At 68.5% G+C, this 14,848-nt stretch carries 14 protein-coding genes; all 14 read right to left on the minus strand.

Going from position 1 to position 14,848, the window contains the following annotated elements; genetic code table 11:
• A partial coding sequence (locus AC5P98_RS21430; protein WP_495230209.1) for an MCP four helix bundle domain-containing protein occupies positions 1-1,461 on the minus strand: 1,461 nt, incomplete at its 3' end.
• 368 nt (positions 1,462-1,829) lie between these two features.
• Positions 1,830-3,818, minus strand: a complete 1,989-nt coding sequence (locus AC5P98_RS21435) for a chemotaxis protein CheA (protein WP_049418949.1) — start codon at positions 3,816-3,818, stop codon at positions 1,830-1,832.
• 45 nt (positions 3,819-3,863) lie between these two features.
• Positions 3,864-4,229 carry a response regulator gene (locus AC5P98_RS21440; RefSeq protein WP_005409521.1) on the minus strand — a complete coding sequence of 122 codons (366 nt, stop codon included), beginning with the start codon at positions 4,227-4,229 and terminating at the stop codon, positions 3,864-3,866.
• A complete protein-coding gene (locus tag AC5P98_RS21445; RefSeq protein WP_014647026.1) occupies positions 4,226-4,534 on the minus strand; it encodes an STAS domain-containing protein in 309 nt (102 codons plus the stop codon). The genes AC5P98_RS21440 and AC5P98_RS21445 overlap by 4 nt, the downstream gene beginning before the upstream one ends.
• Positions 4,535-4,818: 284 nt before the next feature.
• Complete coding sequence (locus tag AC5P98_RS21450; protein WP_049418946.1) at positions 4,819-6,009, minus strand: chemotaxis protein CheW; 1,191 nt, start codon at positions 6,007-6,009, stop codon at positions 4,819-4,821.
• Positions 6,006-6,788: a ParA family protein gene (locus tag AC5P98_RS21455; protein WP_014647028.1), complete on the minus strand. Its 783-nt coding sequence runs from the start codon at positions 6,786-6,788 to the stop codon at positions 6,006-6,008. The genes AC5P98_RS21450 and AC5P98_RS21455 overlap by 4 nt, the downstream gene beginning before the upstream one ends.
• A 4-nt stretch (positions 6,789-6,792) precedes the next feature.
• On the minus strand, positions 6,793-7,809 hold the full coding sequence (gene motD, locus AC5P98_RS21460; protein WP_014647029.1) for a flagellar motor protein MotD: 1,017 nt from the start codon (positions 7,807-7,809) through the stop codon (positions 6,793-6,795).
• 1 nt (position 7,810) lies between these two features.
• Positions 7,811-8,551, minus strand: a complete 741-nt coding sequence (locus AC5P98_RS21465; RefSeq protein ID WP_005409527.1) for a flagellar motor protein — start codon at positions 8,549-8,551, stop codon at positions 7,811-7,813.
• 90 nt (positions 8,552-8,641) lie between these two features.
• Positions 8,642-10,486, minus strand: a complete 1,845-nt coding sequence (locus tag AC5P98_RS21470; RefSeq protein ID WP_049407263.1) for a chemotaxis protein CheA — start codon at positions 10,484-10,486, stop codon at positions 8,642-8,644.
• 2 nt (positions 10,487-10,488) lie between these two features.
• Positions 10,489-11,094 (minus strand): protein phosphatase CheZ, encoded by a 606-nt coding sequence (locus AC5P98_RS21475; RefSeq protein WP_006442968.1) that lies wholly within the window; start codon positions 11,092-11,094, stop codon positions 10,489-10,491.
• Positions 11,094-11,486 (minus strand): chemotaxis response regulator CheY, encoded by a 393-nt coding sequence (gene cheY / locus AC5P98_RS21480; RefSeq protein WP_005413247.1) that lies wholly within the window; start codon positions 11,484-11,486, stop codon positions 11,094-11,096. Before cheY ends, AC5P98_RS21475 begins: the two co-directional genes overlap by 1 nt.
• A 57-nt stretch (positions 11,487-11,543) precedes the next feature.
• Positions 11,544-12,290, minus strand: a complete 747-nt coding sequence (locus AC5P98_RS21485) for an RNA polymerase sigma factor FliA (protein ID WP_014647032.1) — start codon at positions 12,288-12,290, stop codon at positions 11,544-11,546.
• The gene (locus tag AC5P98_RS21490; protein WP_032959426.1) at positions 12,287-13,174 is read right to left on the minus strand and encodes a MinD/ParA family ATP-binding protein; all 888 of its coding nucleotides are present in this window, start codon (positions 13,172-13,174) and stop codon (positions 12,287-12,289) included. The genes AC5P98_RS21485 and AC5P98_RS21490 overlap by 4 nt, the downstream gene beginning before the upstream one ends.
• Entirely contained in the window at positions 13,161-14,777 is a 1,617-nt protein-coding gene (gene flhF / locus AC5P98_RS21495) for a flagellar biosynthesis GTPase FlhF (RefSeq protein ID WP_049407258.1), read from the minus strand. Before flhF ends, AC5P98_RS21490 begins: the two co-directional genes overlap by 14 nt.
• Positions 14,778-14,848: the final 71 nt, after the last annotated feature.

Below are 14,848 nucleotides of genomic sequence, written 5' to 3' on the forward strand. Positions count from 1 at the left end.
CATCGAGGCGGCGGTTTCTTCCAGGTTGGCGGCCTGCTGCTCGGTGCGGCGCGACAGGTCGCTGTTGCCGGAGGCGATCTCGCCGGCGGCCAGGGTGATGCTGGAGGCGCTGGCCTGGATCTGGCCGACGATCTGGGTCAGCTGTGCAACGGTGGTGTTGGCATCATCCCGCATGCGCGCGAACACGCCATTGAACTGGCCTTCCATGCGCGCGGTCAGGTCGCCGGCGGCGATCGACTGCAGCAGCTGCGAGAGCTGGCCGAGGTTGCCGTCGGCCACCTGCATCATGGTGTTGAGATGCTCGATCATCAGCTTGAAGTCATGCTGGAAACGCTGTGCGTCGCCGCGCTGGCTGAAGTCACCGGCAGCGGCCGCCGCGGCCAGCTGCTGGATCTGCGAATTGATCGCCAGCAGGCTGGCTTTGGCCGCGTCCATCGATTCGTGCAGGATCGCGCGGCTGCCGGGCAGGCGGCGTGCATCCGGGGTGAGATTGCCGATGGCGTACTGGTTGAGCACGTCGATGGCATCGCGGATCGCATCCAGGTGCTCGAAGATCACCGTATTGATGCCGCCGGCCAGCTGGCCATAGACACCCGGGAAATCTTCCGGAATGCGATGGCTGATGTCCGGCCCCGCGTGCATCTGTGCCATCAGCTGGGTCTGCTCGCTGAAGCGGCGGAGCATTGCGGTCATCTCGGTCGTGGCGGCCAGCATCCTGCCGGCTTCGTCCTTGCTGGTGGCCTGGGTGCTGACGCTGAGGTCGCCGCGGGCAACCGCCTGGATGGCATGCACGGCCTTGCCCAGCGGGCCAGTAACGGCGCGCGAGATGACGATGGCCAGCGCGGCGGCCACCAGCGACAGCAGCACGATGCAGCCGATGATGGCGATCATGCTGGTGCGATGGGTGGCGTTGGCGTCGGCGATCTTGCCGTCCATCTGCCCGGCGATGTGGGTGCCCAGTGCCTTCATCGCAGCGAACAGGTCGCGGCGCGCCGGGCGTGACTGCTCATCGGAGATCTGCTGGGCCTGCGCGCCATCACCGGCGGCCACGGCTTCGCGCATCGCCTTGTTGGCGGCGAAGTAGCGATCCAGCTGGGTGCTGGCGGCGCGATACAGTTCGCGCTCCTTGTCCAGCGCCGGCAGCGCCGCGTACGCCGCCAGTTCGTCATGTACGGCCTTGGCGGTGTCGTCCATGCGCTTGTTGTAGTCGGCGACCTTCTCCGGCTGGTCGAGCATGCTCAGCTGGGCCAGTTCGTAGGTGCGGAACTCACCGAGCTGCGAGCGCGCCTCGCCCAGGTGCTGGACCGAGGGGATATCGTTGCCGGCCATCTCGCGCAGCTGTGCGTTGGCTTCGCTCAGTCGCAGCAGGGCGAACGCGCCGAGGACCAGGGTCATCAGGGTGGTAAGGGTGAACCCCACGGCCAGCTTGCGGGCGATGGGCAGATCTTGGAACCACTTCATGCAGGGTGCTCCAGGTGGGCAGAGTGCCGGCGTCTGTGCGCCGGTTTGGGGGTGGTTGCAGAGCGAACGGTGGTGCCCGGTGGGGTTCGGTGACGGCCGTCATTGCGAAATAACGGCGCCGTCCGCGTGGACTTTATGGACGCAGATCACATTCGGTTGCGTAGGGATGACAGCGCGAAAGCGTTGCAGCGGCGTGCTTTCGCTTGGATGAAGTAGTTGCGCCCGCAACCATCATGGCGACGGAGTTCACAGAAGGGATGGGGTCGGATCCCTTTCCTGCGGAAAGGGATCCGACCCCCTTGGCAGAGCGCGCAAACAAAAACCGCCGCCCTGAAGGGCGGCGGTCCAGTACACGCATGCAGTGTGGATCAGGCGGCCTGCGGCATCCGCAGTGAACGCACCAGCCCGCCGATGTCGACGATCAATGCGACGCGGCCGTCGCCGAGAATGGTCGCACCGGACACCCCGCCGATGCGGCGGTAGTTGTTCTCGATGTTCTTCACCACCACCTGCTGCTGGCCGACCAGTTCGTCCACTTCCAGGGCGATCTTCTGGCCATCGCCTTCGACCACCACCACCAGCGATTCGCTGCCGGGTGCACGGTTGCCGTAGCCGTAGTACTCGCTCAGCGACAGGATCGGCAGGTATTCACCGCGCACGCGCAGCACGCGGCCTTCGCCGGCCATGCTGCGGATGTCCTCGGCTTGCGGCTGCAACGCCTCAAGCACATAGGCCAACGGCAGGATCAGGGTTTCACCGGCTACCGCCACGGTCATGCCATCGAGGATGGCCAGGGTGAGCGGCAGGCGGATCAGCGTGCGGGTGCCAGCGCCGAGGCTGCTTTCAATCTGCACCTCGCCCCCCAACGCCTGGATGTTGCGGCGGACCACGTCCATGCCGACGCCACGACCGGACAGGTCAGTGACCGCATCGGCCGTGGAAAAGCCGGGCTGGAAGATCAGGTCCCAGACCTGCGAATCGGTCGGGTTGTCCGGCACCGCCAGGCCGCGCTCGGTGGCCTTGGCCAGGATCTTGGCGCGGTCCAGGCCGCGACCGTCGTCGCTGACTTCGATGACGATGTGGCCGCCCTGGTGCGAGGCCGCCAGGGTGATCGTGCCGGTTTCGTCCTTGCCTGCACCGCGGCGCACGTCGGGCATTTCCAGGCCGTGGTCGATCGAGTTGCGCACCAGATGCACCAGCGGATCGGCGATCTTCTCGATCAGGCCCTTGTCCAGCTCGGTACCTTCGCCGACGGTGCGCAGCCGCACCTGCTTGCCGAGGCGGCTGGACAGGTCGCGGACCAGGCGCGGGAAGCGACGGAACACCGCATCGACCGGCAGCATGCGCACGCCGATCACCGCTTCCTGCAGGTCGCGGGTGTTGCGTTCAAGCTGGTCCAGGCCAGCGAACAGGCTCTCGGCGTGGACCGGGTCCAGCGCATGCGAGACCTGCTTGAGCATGGCCTGGGTGATGACCAGTTCGCCGACCAGGTTGATCAGCGCGTCGACCTTGTCGACGCTGACGCGGATGGAGGTTTCCGCTTCCTGGCTGGCGCCACCGCTGGCGGCAGGCGCGGCGGGTGCCGACAGCGACGCTGCCGCCGGAGCGGGAGCAGCCGCGGCCGGCGCCTGGGTGGCCAGGCTCGGCGGTGCGGCCGGACGGATGTCCAGCTCGCAGTCGTCCAGTACCCACGCGAAGGTGTCTTCGATCTTGCTGCGCGGCACCTTGCCGACCAGACCCAGGTCCCACGCCAGGTGGGCTTCGAGCGGATCGAGCTGCGCGAAGCCCGGCAGGCGGTCCATGCGCGCGGCGACCTGCAGCGAACCGAGGTGTTCCAGTTCGCGGATGATGCGCAGCGGGTCGTTGCCGCTCATGAACAGCGACGGCGCCGGGGTGAAGCCGATCTGCCAGGCTTCCGGCGTATCGTCCACCTTGGCTGCGGCGGTCGCCGGGGCGCTCGCTGCGGCCTGGCCGGACAGAACCGCTTCCAGGCGTGCCTTCACCGCAGCGACGGCAGCCGGATCGGCAGCCTGGCCATGTTCGGCTTCGCGCAGCAGGGCGCGCAGCACGTCCACCGAAGACAGCATGGCGTCGACGGCGTGGCCTTCCAGTGCCCGCTTGCCGGCGCGCAGCTCATCGAGCAGCGTTTCCAGCACGTGGGTCAGGCCGGCGATCGCGTCGAAGCCGAAGGTGCCGGCGCCGCCCTTGATCGAATGGGCAGCGCGGAACACCGAATTGATGATCTCCGCGTCCTGCTGCCCCGATTCCAGGGCCAGCAGGCCAGCCTCCATCGCGTCGAGGCCTTCGCGGCTCTCCTCGAAGAAGGTGGCGTGGAAGCGTTGCAGGTCCATGCTCATGGCAGTGGTGGTCCGGAAGCGAAGAGGGGGAGCGGTGCGGGGCGATCAGCCCAGCACTTTCTGCACGGTGGCGACCAGCTGTTCGGGATTGAACGGCTTGACCAGCCAACCCGTAGCGCCAGCGGCCTTGCCTTCGGACTTCTTGTCGGCGGCAGATTCGGTGGTCAGCATCAGCAGCGGGGTGAACTTGTAGTCCGGCAGCTGGCGCAGTTCGCGGATCAGCGCGATGCCATCCATGTTCGGCATGTTGACGTCGGTAACCACCGCATTGAAGCGCTGGCCCTTGGCGCGACCGAGCGCGACCGCGCCGTCTTCAGCTTCTTCGACGGCAAAACCGGCCGAGGTGAGGGCGAAGGACACCATCTGGCGCATCGACGCCGAATCGTCCACCACCAAGATACGTGCGCTCATGCAGCGTTCTCCACAGATTTCAGGTTGTCATGGGTTACGTCCAGGCCGAGGGCCTGGGTGACGCCCAGCAGGCGCGCGGCGTCACGGAAGGTTGCAGTGCAACCGTGGAAGCCGGTGCCCAGGCCTGCCTCGCGGCGGGCCTGCACGAACGCACACAGCACCTGCACGGCGGCCGTGTGGATGCGGGCGACCTGGCTGGCATCCAGGGTCAGCTCGCCTGCCTGCTCCACCAGGGGGGCAAGGCGGTTCTTGAGCTCGGTAGTGCTCTCGATGCCGAGATCCCCACCCAGTTCGACAGTGCTCATCGTTGCTCCGGACAAACGGTTCCGTGATCCATAACGGCACCCCGGTGGGGTTCTTTAGAAGAATCGACGCGGTGCGTCGATGCGGTCGCTGTTGAAAAGGGGACGGAGGGGATTAAGTCGCAAGCGACCTGGCTCTGCCGCAGCCCCCTCGGCAACGTCGACCGCGCAGTGGGGATGTAAGGTGTTGATCCAACGGATCAACTCCTTGCGTCCCCGACAGGCACCGCTTCGGCGCCAAGCGCCGAGCCACTTGCGACTTAATCCCTCCGTCCCCTTTTTGGGGGTCAGCTCAACAGCCGTGTGGCGTCCAGCAGGATCATCGGGCGCTGGCTGACGCGGGCCACGCCGCGGAACAGGTCGTTGGAAATCTGGCAGATGCGTGCGGTATCGGGAGGTTCGATCTGCGAATCGGTGAGGTTGGCGACATCTTCCACCGCCGACACGCGCAGGCCGATGGTCTCGCCGTCTTCTTCCAGCACCACGATGCGGGTCTGGGCGTCGTCCTCGGCGGCAGCCGCGCCCAGGTGCAGGCCCAGGTCCATCACCGGGACCACCTGGCCGCGCAGGTTCATGATGCCCAGCATGGCGGCAGCGGTGCCGCGCAACGGCAGCAGCGGCACCGGCAGCACAACCTCCTGGACCTTCAGCAGTTCCAGCGCATAGGCCTGGGTGCCACAGCGCAGGCGCAGCCAGCGCGAGGTGCGTTCACCGGCACGACGGTTCTGCGGATGCGGGCTGCGGGCCGGTTGGTGGGCCTGCGCCTGCAGCTCCTGCCAGGTGCCGGGGCGGTTGCCTGCGGGTGCATCGACGGCGACGCGCGGCGGCGGCGTGGCGGCGCGTGCGGCCGGGGCCGGTGCAGGGCGTGCCGCCGGGGGGGGCACCGGCGCTGCGACCACGGCGGGCGGCGGCGCAGGCACGTCTTCGCCACCAGCGGCCGCCTCGAAGGCGGCCTGCAGGCCGGGGCTGTCGGTGTGGGCGAGACGATGGCTGTCCGCCGGGTCGGTCTCGTAGATCACTTCGTCCGGCAGATCGTCCCAGGTGGGTTCCGGGCCGGTGTTCGCAGCGGCCGCAGCGGGTGCCGGCGCGGCGGCGGCCTCGAAGGCGGCCTCCAGTGCAGCCTCATCCTCGGCCGGGGCCGCGACGACGGCATCCGTTTCGTAGACCACTTCAGCAGGCAGATCGTCCCAGGTGGGCTCGCGTTCGGCATCGATCACGCTGACGGGCGCGGACGCAGCATCGAAAGCGGCTTCCAGTGCGGCATTGTCCACGGCAGGGGCAGCGGCAACGCTCTCGGTTTCGGTTTCGTAGATCACCTCGGCCGGCAGGTCATCCCAGGTGGGTTCGCGTTCGGCGGCGGCTTCGGTGGCCGTGGCCGGGGCGGTGCTGATCGGCGCGGGGAGGGGAGCGGCGGCCGGCGCAATCGCCTCGCCCAGCAGTTCGTCCAGGTAGTCGTCGAGGATGCCAGTGCTGTTCATGCGGCCTGCTCCAGGGCGCGGGCATCCTCGCCGAGGATCCAGTTCAAGGCGCGCCGGTAGGCGGCCAGGCCACGCCCCGGGTAGTCTTCGCCGACGCTCGGCAGGGTCAGCCCGGCGGCGTTGCTGATGCGGGTGTCGATCGGAATCGCGTCTTCCCAGACGCGGCTGCCATGGCGGTCCTGCATGGTGCGCAGCGATTCGTTGCCGGCGCGGGTGCGGCGGTCGAACAGGGTTGGCAGGATCGAGATCGGCAGCGGCCGGCGGCGCGAACGCTCGACCATCTCGCCGGTGCGGACCATGCCATCCAGGCCGTGCAGCGCCAGCGGCTCGGCCTGGGTCGGAATGATCAGGCGATCGGCGGCAGCCAGTGCGTTGATCATCAGCAGGCCGAGCGTCGGTGCGCAGTCCAGCAGGATGTAATCGTGCTGGCCCTGGTGGCGCGCCAGCGCGTTCTGCAGGGCCAGGCCGAGGCCGGGTTGGTTGGCGCTACGGCGTTCCAGCGTGGCCAGTGCGGACTGCGCGCAGACGTAGTCCAGGCCCTGGATGTTGCTGGCATGGCACAGGCCGGACAGGTCCGCTGGCGGTGCGCCGAACAGCTCCAGCACGCCGGCCGGCGGCGGGTCCACCGGCACGCCGAAGGCGCGGCTGAGCGAAGCATGCGGGTCGAGGTCGATCAGCAGCACGCGATGGCCGAGCGCGGCCAGGCCGCGGCCGAGGGCGAGGGTGGTGGTGGTCTTGCCGACTCCGCCCTTCTGGTTGGCGACTGCCCAGATGCGCATCGGATTACTCCTTCATTGCCGGGGGAACGGCGGCGCCGACGCGGCTGCCAGCCGGCACCGGTGGCAACGTCACCGGTGCGATGGGGGAGGTGGGGGCGCTGGCCGGCGTTGCGGCGGCCTGTTCGGTGACGGTGCTGCCGGTGGCGCCGGTGGCTGCGTTCAGGCGCTGGCCGAGCGGGTCCACCGAATGCGAGGTGTCGGCCAGGATGATGACCATCACCCGGCGGTTGCGGTTGCGGCCCTGTGCGCTGTCGTTCTCTTCGCGCGGGCGGAACTGGCCATAGCCGACCATCGCCAGCCGCGACGGCTGCACGCCCTGGTCGGCGAACAGATGCACCACGCTGGCGGCGCGTCCGGCCGACAGCTCCCAGTTCGAAGGGAAGGTGGCGGTGGCGATCGGCACGTTGTCGGTGTGGCCTTCCACGCGCACGCTGTTGGGCACGTCGCGCAGCACCTCGGCCAGGCTGGCCAGGGTCTGCCGCGCATGTACGTCCAGTGCGGCCGAGCCGGTGGGGAACAGGATGTCGCTGTTGATCTCGACCTCGATCCACAGTTCCGTGCGGCGCACGCTGATCATGCCGCGGTCGATCAGCGGCGCCAGTGCGGCGGTGAGCCGGTCGGCAATCGTGTTGAGCTGGCGCTCGGCACGGGCGATCTGCTCCTGGTTGTGCACCGACACCGGCATGCGCATCTGCGAAGCCATCGACGGCAGCAGCGTCGGGTCGTGCGAGGGCGCCGGCGCGGACGGTCCGATCTTGGTGCCGGACTTGATCACCGACGGGCTGTCCCAGCCGCCACCCTGCACCTGCTTGTTGCCCACCTGCACCGGATTGATCGTGCGCGGCGCGCCACCGAAGGCATCGGTGAGCGCGTCGGCCATGATCCGGTACTTGCCCTCGTTCACCGACGAGATCGCGTACATGACCACGAAGAAGGCGAGCAGCAGCGTCATCAGGTCGGCATAGGGGATCGCCCATGCTTCGTGGTTGGCGTGCTCTTCGTGGTGCTTGCGGCGGGCCATGTCAGTGCAGGAAGCCGGAGAGGTTGGTTTCGATGTTGCGCGGGTTCTCGCCCTGGGCGATCGAGATCAGGCCTTCGATGACCATTTCGCGGTCGCGCGTGTTGTGCGAGATCACGCTCTTGAGCTTGGCGGCGATCGGCAGGAACAGCAGGTTGGCCGAGGCGATGCCGTAGATCGTGGCGGTGAACGCCGCAGCGATGCCGTGGCCGAGCTTGCTCGGGTCGGCCAGGTTCTTCATCACCGCGATCAGGCCCAGCACGGCGCCGATGATGCCGAGCGTCGGTGCGTAGATGCCCATCGCTTCGAACACCTTGGCGCCGGCCTGGTCCTGGTGTTCCTGGCTGCCCAGTTCGATTTCCAGCATGTGCCGCATCGATTCGGGCTCGACACCGTCCACCAGCAACTGCAGGCCCTTGCGCAGGAACGGGTCCTGCTGCGCTTCCACCTGCGATTCCAGGCCGAGCAGGCCCTGGCGGCGGGCGATGTTGCTCCACTCGACGATCTGCTGGATCAGTTCGCGGCGATCGCTGTGCGGCGGGCGCACGACCCAGCGCACGATCTTGAACGCATGCTTGAACACCGCCGGCGAGGTGTGCAGCAGGATCGCGGCAACGGTGCCGACGATGACGATCACGAACGCCGCAGGCGACCACAACGACGCCAGGCCGGCGCCCTTGAGGATGCTGCCACCGACCAGCGAGGCCAGGGCGAGAAAGAGTCCAATGAGGCTGAGTCTATCCATGGATCCGGTATCGGCTTGTATGAATGGGACTTGAGACACCGGTACGGGCTACTGGTGCGACTTCACGGTTTTACGGGTTCAGCAAGCGGGTCAGTCGTGCTGGCTGCGCAGGCCATCCACATCCAGGATCAGCGCCATGCGACCATCGCCGATCAAGGTTGCACCGGCGTAACCGCGCAGGCCGCGCAGGGCCTTCGGCAGTGGCTTGATGACCACTTCCTCGCGCCCACGGACCTGGTCCACGACCAGGCCGAAGCGCGCTTCGCCGGCCTGCAGCACCACGATGGTCAGCAGGGTCGATGCGGCCGGCGTCACATCCAGCCACTGCCGCAGATCGACCAGCGGCAGCGTGTGCGAACGGCGGTCGAGCACGGCACGGCCATCGAACCAGCCCAGCGAGGTGCGCGGCGCGTGCAGCACCTCCATCACGCGCGCCAGCGGCAGCGCATAGACGTCCTCGCCGGCCTGCACCAGCAGGGTCGGCAGGATCGCCAGGGTCAGCGGCACGCGGATCAGGAAGCGGCTGCCGCGGCCCAGCTCCGACTGGATCTGGATCTGCCCGCTGAGTTCGCGGATGCGCGACTGCACCACGTCCATGCCGACGCCGCGCCCGGAAATATCCGTGACCTGCTGCTTGGTCGAGAAGCCGGGCAGGAACACCAGGTGCAGGCACTCCTCGCTGCTCAGGCGGGCGGCGGCTTCCGGATCGATCAGGCCCTTCTCGCGTGCCTTCGCGCGCAGCTTTTCCGGATCGATGCCGGCGCCATCGTCCTGCACCTCGATGCTGACGTAGTCACCTTCCTGCTGCGCCGACAACCGCACATGGCCCATCCGCGGCTTGCCCTGCGCTTCGCGCAGGTCGGGCATTTCCACGCCATGGTCGATGGCGTTGCGGACCAAGTGCACCAGCGGGTCGGCCAGCGCTTCGACCAGGTTGCGGTCGAGCTCGGTCTCCGCGCCGATCAGCTCCAGGTCCACTTCCTTCTTCAGCGAGCGGGCGACGTCGCGGGCGACCTTGGGGAAGCGCGAGAATACCTTGCCCACCGGCTGCATGCGGGTGCGCATCACCGCCGACTGCAGGCGCGCGGTGGCGATGTCCAGGGTGGACACGGCGCGGTCCAGCTCCTCGTCGCGCAGGCGCGCACGCAGGGTCTTGAGCCGGTTGCGCGACAGCACCAGTTCGCCGATCAGGTTGACGATCGCATCCAGGCGCTTGGTGTCCACGCGCACGGTGTGTTCGGCTTCGGCCAGCGGCTTGGCGGCCGGCTTGGCCACCGGTGCCGGTGCGGCCGCCGGGCGCGGGGCGGCGATCGGTGCCGGCGCCACCGCAGCTGCGGGCCTGGCGCCGGGTGCGGCGCCGCCGTGCAGCTGGTCGAGCAGGGCTTCGAACTCATCTTCGCTGATCAGGCCGTCGTCGGCCTTCTTTGCCGGCGCCACCGCAGTCGGTGCGTTGCCACCGTGCAGCTGGTCGAGCAGCGCCTCGAACTCGTCGTCGGTGATCAGGTCGCCGGCACCGGCCGTCGGTGCGGCGGCAGCGGCGGCAGGCGCTGCTGCACCTCCATGCACGTCGAACTGGGCGATCAGGTCCGGCGGTGCATAGCCCGGCTCGGTGCCGGAAGACACGGCATCGAGCATCGACTGCAGGTAGTCCAGCGATTGCTGGGCGGCGTCGAAGTGATGGGCCTGCAGCACGGCCTGGCCGGCACGTGCAGCGCCCAGCGCTTCTTCAGCGGCGTGGCACAGCTCGACCATGGCGGTGACACCGAGGAAACCCGCGCCGCCCTTGAGCGTGTGGTAGCCCCGGAACACCGCGTTGAGCTGTTCGGTGTCCTGCGGTGCCTGCTCCAGCGACACCAGCTGTTCGCCGAGGCGATCCAGGATTTCCTGTGCCTCGATGATGAAATCGGCAGTGATGTCGTCGGATACCGCGCTCATGCTTACAGCCCCAGATCCGACAACAGGTCGTCGGCGTCGTTCTGCGAGACCGCGTGGCGGTCCAGTCCCTTCAGTGCCGGCCCGGCCAGTTCCGGGTCGGTGCGATGCTGTTCCGGCGGCAGGCCGAGCGCGCCGAAGCCTTCATGCACGCGGCGGACGATGCCGACCACGCGACGGATGATCTGCCCGGTCAGGTCCTGGTAGCTCTGGGTCAGTGCGATCTCGGTCAGGTTGTGGCGGATGCGCTCCAGCTGCGCGTCCTGGCCTGGCTGCAGGCCTTCGGCGCGCAGCTGCTCGGTCAGACTGCGGCATTCCTCGGCCAGGTCCAGGGTGCGGTGGGTGGCCTGTTCGGTCATCGCCACCACGTGGTCCAGGCGTGCGCACGCATCGTCCAGTTCGCCGGCCTCGCTGGGCACGGTCGGCAGTTCGCCCAGGGCCTGCCCCAGCTCGCGGGCCAGCCGCGAGAGGCCACTCATCATCGGCTGCGTGCGCAGCGCGACCAGTCCGTCGATGCGTTGCCGCCAGGCGGCTTCGTCACCGGACTCCAGGGCATCCAGGGCTTCCTGCAGGCGCAGGGCGAGGGCGTTCTTGTCGACCGTGGTATCCATCAGGCGCTGGCCGCCAGGCGTTCGAAGATCTTGCCCAGCTTCTCTTCCAGCGTCTGCGCGGTGAACGGCTTGATGATGTAGCCGTTCACGCCGTTCTGGGCCGCTTCGATGATCTGCTCGCGCTTGGCTTCGGCGGTGACCATCAGCACGGGCAGGGTCTTCAGCTTGGCGTCGGCACGGATCGCCTTGAGCAGTTCGATGCCGGTCATCACCGGCATGTTCCAGTCGGTGACGACGAAATCGAAGGGCTGGCTCTGCAGCAGCGACAGCGCGGCATGCCCGTCCTCGGCTTCGGCGGTGTTGGTGAAGCCCAGATCGCCCAGCAGGTTCTTGACGATTCGACGCATGGTCGAGAAGTCGTCGACGATGAGGATGCGCATGTTCTTGTTCAAAGCAGAGTTCCTTTGTTGTTCATTCCGGGCGGCCGGGGGCAGTCGCCTCGGGGATGTTCATTCTTCCAGGCCGGCGTCGACGGCCTCGAAAATCTTCAGGCGGCCGCGCAGGCGCAGCACGGCCTGGCCATGGATCTGGCAGACCCGCGACTCGCTCACGCCGAGCACCGCGCCGATCTCCTTCAGGTTCAGCTCCTGCTCGTAGTACAGCGAGAGCACCAGCTGTTCGCGCTCGGGCAGGTGGCCGATGGCCTTGCCCAGCTCGCGACCGAACTCGCCGCGCTCCAGCACCTGCTGCGGGGTCGGGCCGCCCTGGGCGACGGTATCCAGTTCGCCCTGGTCTTCGATGCGCGACTCCAGGCTCAGCACCTGGCCACGTGCGGCGTCTTCCATCAGCCTCAGGTACTCGGGCAGCGGCATCTCCATCGCGGCGGCCACTTCGGTGGCGCTGGCGGCACGGCCCGTGCTCTGTTCCAGGCGGCGGATGGTGGCGGCGGCGTCGCGTGCACGGCGGTGCACCGAGCGCGGCACCCAATCGCCACGGCGGATCTCGTCGATCATCGAGCCGCGGATGCGGATCGAGGCATAGGTCTCGAACGAGGCGCCCTGGTCGGCGTCGTAGCTGCGCGAGGCTTCGATCAGGCCCATCATGCCGGCCTGGATCAGATCATCGACTTCGACGCTGGCCGGCAGGCGCGCGGCCAGGTGGTGGGCGATGCGTCGCACCAGGTCCGAATGCTGGGCGATGACCTCGTTGGCCGCCGAGCGCTGGACTTCCCTGTACTGGTGGGCTGCGCCTTTCATGCGGCCACCCCACGCTGCTTGAGGATGCGTTCGAGGAAGAACTCGACGCCACCGCGCGGTTCGGTCGGTGCCTGCCAGCGCGCGGTGCGGCGTGCGATCTCGGTGATCGCCAGCGCCGACGGGCTGGACGGATAGGCCTTCACCACCGGCTGCTGGCGCTGCACCGACAGGCGCAGCCAGTCATCCTGCGGCACGCAGCCCAGGTAGTTCAGCGAGACATCGGCGAGGAACTTCTCGCAGACGCGGGTCAGCTTCTCGTACAGCACGCGGCCCTCGTTCGGGTCGCGCACCATGTTGGCCACCACCTGGACGCGGTCCACGCCGCGCTCGCGCGACAGCACCTTGATCAGTGCGTAGGCGTCGGTGATCGAGGCCGGTTCGTCACAGACCACCACCACGGTGTCCTGCGCGGCCTGGCAGAAGGTCAGCACGCCGTCGGTGATGCCGGCGGCGGTATCGACCACCATGATGTCCAGCTCGCGTTCCAGTTCGGAGAACACGTTGACCAGGCCGACATGCTCGGCCGGGGCAAGCTCGGCCATGTGCCGGCGGCCGGAAGCGGCCGGGACCACCAGCACGCCGTTCGGGCCTTCGACGATGACGTCGTCCAGCGAGCAGCGGCCGGCCACCAGGTCGGCCAGCGTAAAGGTGGGGTTCAAGCCCAGGATCACGTCGATGTTGGCCAGGCCGAGGTCGGCGTCCAGCAGCAGCGTGCGCTTGCCCATGCCGGCCAGCGCCACCGCCAGGTTGGCGGACACATTCGTCTTGCCCACGCCGCCCTTGCCGCCGGTCACGGCGATGGTGCGCACAGGGCCGAGCGGCTCGCTGCGGGTGGCCGACAGCGGGAAGGTCTTGGTCAGCTTGGCGTACTCACGCGACGGCATGGTTCAACTCCGGGTTGCAGGGCATATCGGCCGCTCGGCGCAAATCTTCAAGGCGAAGTACAAGATTGGCTGCACTGGCCCGGTGCAGGTCCTCCGGGACGTCCTGGCCATCGGTCACCCAGGTGATCGGCAGGACGTGGTCCACGGCCACCGACAGGGCGTTGCCGAAGCGGCCGGTCTCGTCCAGCTTGCTCAGCACCAGGCCCTGCAGGTTGGCCGCACCGAAGCGGCGCACCACCTCGTCCATGTCGCCGAAGCTGGTGTTGGCCGGCAGCACCAGCAGGGTGCGCACCTGGCGCGCGGCGCGCAGCCACTGCAGCTGGGCGGCCAGGGCACGGTCGCGCGGGCCCAGGCCGGCGGTATCGATCAGCACCAGCTTGTAGTCTTTCAAGCGTTCCAGCAGCTGGTCCAGGTCGGTGCCGCTGTTGGCCTCGTGCACGGCGATGCCGAGCTGGCGGCCGTAGCCATACAGCTGTTCACGGGCGCCGATGCGGGTGGTGTCGGTGGTGACCAGGGCGACGTCACGCGGGGCGTGCTTCTCGGCGAAGCGCGAGGCCAGCTTGGCGATGGTGGTGGTCTTGCCGGCGCCGGTCGGGCCGACCAGCGCGATCACGCCGCCTTCCTCCAGCGGGTCGACCGGGGCGATCGGCAGCTTGCGCGAGATCAGCCCCAGCATCAGGCCGCGGCCACGATGGGCTTCGGTCTCCAGCGGGATCTGCATGGCCACGTCGCGGGCCAGCCCGGCGTCGAAACCGTACTCGTCCATCAGGTCCAGCGCGGTGGCGCGCACCGGGCTGCCACGCAGGCGCTCGTCGGTGAAGCGGTTCATCTCGCGCTCGATCACCTGGCGCATGCCGGCCACTTCCTGGCGCAGCTGGCGGATCTCGGCGTCGTCCTGGGCAACCACGGTCAGCGTCGGTGCCGGGGCCAGCATGGGGGCCGGGCTGGCCTCGATAGCGGCTTCGACCGCTGCCGGTTCGCTGGCGGCGATCCCGGGCTGCGCGTCGATCACGGCAGCGGTCGGCAGCGGCGGCGGCAGCACGGCCGGGGCCACGCTTTGGTGATGCGCCTCGTGCGGCGGGTCGATCTGGAAGCGCGCGCGGTTGGCCGGCACGGTGGCGGCCGGTGCGACGATGGCCTCGGCGAACGGCGCGAAGGTCTGGTCCGGCGGTGCCGGTTCGTTGACGGCGGCGCGGGCCAGGGTGGCGGCGAAGCCGGTGCTGCCCCGGGTCGGCACGATCTCGTCGGCGCTGTCCAGGGTGCGGCCGGTGGCACCGACGGCGGCGCGGGCGAGGGCGGCCACTGCCGAGGTGGTGGCCGCGACCGGTTCCGGCGCCGGGGTGCTGCTGCGGCGGCGGGTGACGGCGGCGATCACCGCGTCGGCGGCGGTGCGCGGCTTGGGTGCCGGCGGCGGTGCGACGTCACGGCGCGAGGCTTCCAATGCACGCTGCACGGCGCTCTCGTCGTAGTTGGCGGCGGCGACGATCTCGATGCCTTCCTCGATCCGGCGGTTGGACAGGATCACGGCGTCAGGACCATGTTCCTTGCGCACCAGGTTCATGGCCGAGCGCATGTCGGCGGCGACGAATCGTTTGATTTTCATGCTGTGGTCACGGGGCGAAGACGGCGGGGTGGCGGTCGGAGAACTCGGGTGGTCGGTGGTCTGCACGGTGC

Source organism: Stenotrophomonas sp. YJH_SMC_135, from assembly GCF_059372355.1.

Bases quoted from the DNA above. Each gene is read 5' to 3' on its own strand.
- AC5P98_RS21485 (WP_014647032.1), bottom strand. From the start codon at position 12,290: ATGAAAGGCGCAGCCCACCAGTACAGGGAAGTCCAGCGCTCGGCGGCC.
- AC5P98_RS21440 (WP_005409521.1), bottom strand. From the start codon at position 4,229: ATGAGCGCACGTATCTTGGTGGTGGACGATTCGGCGTCGATGCGCCAG.
- AC5P98_RS21455 (WP_014647028.1), bottom strand. From the start codon at position 6,788: ATGCGCATCTGGGCAGTCGCCAACCAGAAGGGCGGAGTCGGCAAGACC.
- flhF (WP_049407258.1), bottom strand. From the start codon at position 14,777: ATGAAAATCAAACGATTCGTCGCCGCCGACATGCGCTCGGCCATGAAC.
- AC5P98_RS21475 (WP_006442968.1), bottom strand. From the start codon at position 11,094: ATGGATACCACGGTCGACAAGAACGCCCTCGCCCTGCGCCTGCAGGAA.
- AC5P98_RS21450 (WP_049418946.1), bottom strand. From the start codon at position 6,009: ATGAACAGCACTGGCATCCTCGACGACTACCTGGACGAACTGCTGGGC.
- motD (WP_014647029.1), bottom strand. From the start codon at position 7,809: ATGGCCCGCCGCAAGCACCACGAAGAGCACGCCAACCACGAAGCATGG.
- AC5P98_RS21465 (WP_005409527.1), bottom strand. From the start codon at position 8,551: ATGGATAGACTCAGCCTCATTGGACTCTTTCTCGCCCTGGCCTCGCTG.
- AC5P98_RS21445 (WP_014647026.1), bottom strand. From the start codon at position 4,534: ATGAGCACTGTCGAACTGGGTGGGGATCTCGGCATCGAGAGCACTACC.
- AC5P98_RS21490 (WP_032959426.1), bottom strand. From the start codon at position 13,174: ATGCCGTCGCGTGAGTACGCCAAGCTGACCAAGACCTTCCCGCTGTCG.
- AC5P98_RS21435 (WP_049418949.1), bottom strand. From the start codon at position 3,818: ATGAGCATGGACCTGCAACGCTTCCACGCCACCTTCTTCGAGGAGAGC.
- AC5P98_RS21470 (WP_049407263.1), bottom strand. From the start codon at position 10,486: ATGAGCGCGGTATCCGACGACATCACTGCCGATTTCATCATCGAGGCA.